Genomic DNA, 2,842 nt, shown 5'->3' with positions numbered 1-2,842 from the left:
GATCCATCTGATGGCGTAGTCAATGTCACTGCTGGTGAAATGGCTCAAGCTGTTAGTGTAGGTATAAGCAACGCATTTGATGAAGGCTATCTGAAGGTAATAAAAACATGGTCTGGTTACCCAGATGGCTTTGAAGATTATCCTGATAGCGTAACTGGAACCATCACCGGTCCTTTCGGATACGATGAAGACTTTGAACTCTTTGGTCCTGATTGGGAAGATACTTTCGGACCATTGCCTCCAGGAACCTACACCGTTTCTGAAGTTTCAATAGAAGGCTGGACAACCAGCTACCCATATGGAAGCAGTGCGGTAGTTGTAGCTGGAGCTGAAGAGGATGCAGTTGAAATTGAAATCAACAACGATTACAACATGATTCTAATGGATGAGACTGCATGGGGATACCTCCCTGGTGAGTCCGAAGAAATTTGGGACTTTATAAAAACCAATAACTGGGGTTGGACAACTGAAATCACAGGAGTTGGCGAATATGAATTTGACCTTTATGCAGCTGCTGGACAAAACATCCTCTCCAATGGCTTCAAGGTTGGCATAGTTGAGGTTGAAGTTACAGAAGGTTCAGAAGGTATGTTCGACGTTGAAGTAACATATATCATAGATGAAGATCTTGATTATGATTACTGGTTGGATGAAGCTCATGTATGGATTGGTGATACTCCATTGCCAATGATGAAGAATGGCAAAATGACAAACGCACTTGGACAGTTTAATTACAGTCCAGATATCTCATCAGATGGACTTGAAGCACATGTTCTTGTTGAAGATGTAAAAGGTCCTTTCTGGATTGCACTTCACAGTGTAGTTCAGTGGTGGGAATAGATTGAACAATAAATAAGAAGAAGGAGCAGAATCTCTGCTCCTTCTTCCTATTTAACAACCTTTTCAATAAATGTTTTTACCAGCTCAGGATCAAGCTGAGTTCCGGCTATAGCCTTTAATTCCTCCACTACTTTTTCACTTACCATGGCTTTTGTGTATGGTCTTTCACCTGTCATGGCTTCGTAGGTATCTGCCACCGCAATTATTCTAGACAATAGTGGTATGTCCTCCCCTGACAATCCCTCTGGATATCCACTTCCATTCCATCTTTCATGGTGATGAAGTATTATTTCTGCAAGATATGCATACTCCGTGGTGCTTTTAAGTATTTGATAGCTTGTTTCTGGATGCTGCTTGAAAAGATCATAATCTTCTCTGCTGAGTGGTTCAACTTTATTCAAAAGCTCTTCAGGTAAAACAATCTTGCCTATGTCGTGTAGTTCACCTGCCTTTTTTACATCCTCACAAATCCTTTTACCGTACCCCATTTCCTTGGCCAGGTTCTCGCAATAATAAGCAACCCTTTCAGAGTGTCTCTTCTCAAAATCATGCCTTCTGTTTACATTATCAAGAATGACCCTAATAATCTGATTCTGCGTTTCCTTTGCAGTTTTTATCTTATTACGGTACATCATGGAGTCAGCTTCTTTTATAATATCTGTTATGCTCGTCCCATCAGAGTATTTTGTGGAGTAGCCCACTGCTACTGAAACTGTCATGGAATCAATTTCAAGTTCAGAAACAAAATCCTGAATTCTACACTTTATCTTGTCTGCATCTAATTTATTTGTCCTTGGAAGTAGAACTATAAACTCATCCCCTCCCAGCCTTCCTATTATATCATCATCTCTACATGCCTTTTTTACACATTTTGCCACATTGACCAAAACCTGATCTCCAATCTGATGCCCAAAGGCATCATTAGTGAGCTTCAAACAATTTATATCCAGCATCATGATTGTAAAAGGATGATTTCTTGGTGTATCAAGTCTATCTATCGAATCTTCTATATATCTTCTGTTGTACATCTCTGTAAGATGATCATGGAAGCAAAGATTTTTTATTTTTCTCTCCTCAGCCTTGTTCAAGGATATATCTCTTGCAAATCCAACAATAAGACCTTTTTCCTCATCAAACAAAGAAGTTGTTATTTCAATCTCATATGTATTTCCATCTTTACCTTTGTGAACTGTTTCAAACCTGTCTTTTCCTACTGTCAATATCTTATTTATTCTGTTTTTTATTCCCCTTACTGTTTCCTTCACTTCAAGATCTGAAATTTTCATATAAAGCAGTTCTTCTCTGGAATATCCACTCATTTTTGAAAATGCAGAGTTCACATCAAGAAAATTTCCCTTCTCATCTATAACCCAGAAAGCATCCAGGGATGTTTCCAATACAGCCCTTAAATACCTCCTGTTCTCCTTTAGCTCCATTTCTACTTGATACTTGTCTGTTACATCCCTTATTATACCAATTATCCCTAAAACATTTCCGTCTTTATCGTAATAGGGTGACTTAACGGTTTCCAGTCTCATTTTTCTACCATCCTTGCTAATTCCCCACAATTCATTTTTTATTGATTTTAAGGTCTTTAGTATTTCCTTGTCCTGCTCATTGAAGATTTTTGCCTTTTCTGCATTGTGCAAGTCATGATTTGTGAGACCAATGACTTCCTGGATTGTCAACCCGTGATAATCAGCATATGCTTCGGTACAATTAATGTATACTCCCTTTTTGTTCTTGAAGAAAATCATATCCTCACTTGAATTCAGTATGGTCTCAAGCATGGCATCCGAGAACTGATGTACCAGCTTATTATCTTCCAAGTTGTCTTGGATTACATTATCTGACAAGTTTTGATCTCTTCTTTTCTCAGTATCCATCATTGTCCTCCTGAAATAATTTAGTACATCTATTAAATATGTATTTGTCAATCGAAATCTGTACCATATTTTAATCGAAAACTGGTCCACTTAAGCGTAGTTTAATCACTTCTGTT

General features: G+C 38.1%; 2 protein-coding genes. One reads left to right on the top strand and one right to left on the bottom strand.

Annotation, left to right across the window (positions count from 1 at the left end; genetic code table 11):
* A partial coding sequence (locus ACOEN1_RS12460; protein WP_422487232.1) for a hypothetical protein occupies positions 1–840 on the top strand: 840 nt, incomplete at its 5' end.
* A gap of 47 nt (positions 841–887) precedes the next feature.
* Here ACOEN1_RS12460 and ACOEN1_RS12455 read toward each other — a convergent pair.
* Positions 888–2,726 carry a sensor domain-containing diguanylate cyclase/phosphohydrolase gene (locus ACOEN1_RS12455; RefSeq protein WP_422487231.1) on the bottom strand — a complete coding sequence of 613 codons (1,839 nt, stop codon included), beginning with the start codon at positions 2,724–2,726 and terminating at the stop codon, positions 888–890.
* Positions 2,727–2,842: the final 116 nt, after the last annotated feature.

This window comes from Gudongella sp. DL1XJH-153 (assembly GCF_049310905.1).
Taxonomy (GTDB): Bacteria; Bacillota; Clostridia; order Tissierellales; family Tissierellaceae; genus Gudongella.
Note: the sequence above shows the minus strand (reverse complement) of the source record. Positions and strands in the feature narration are given on the sequence as shown.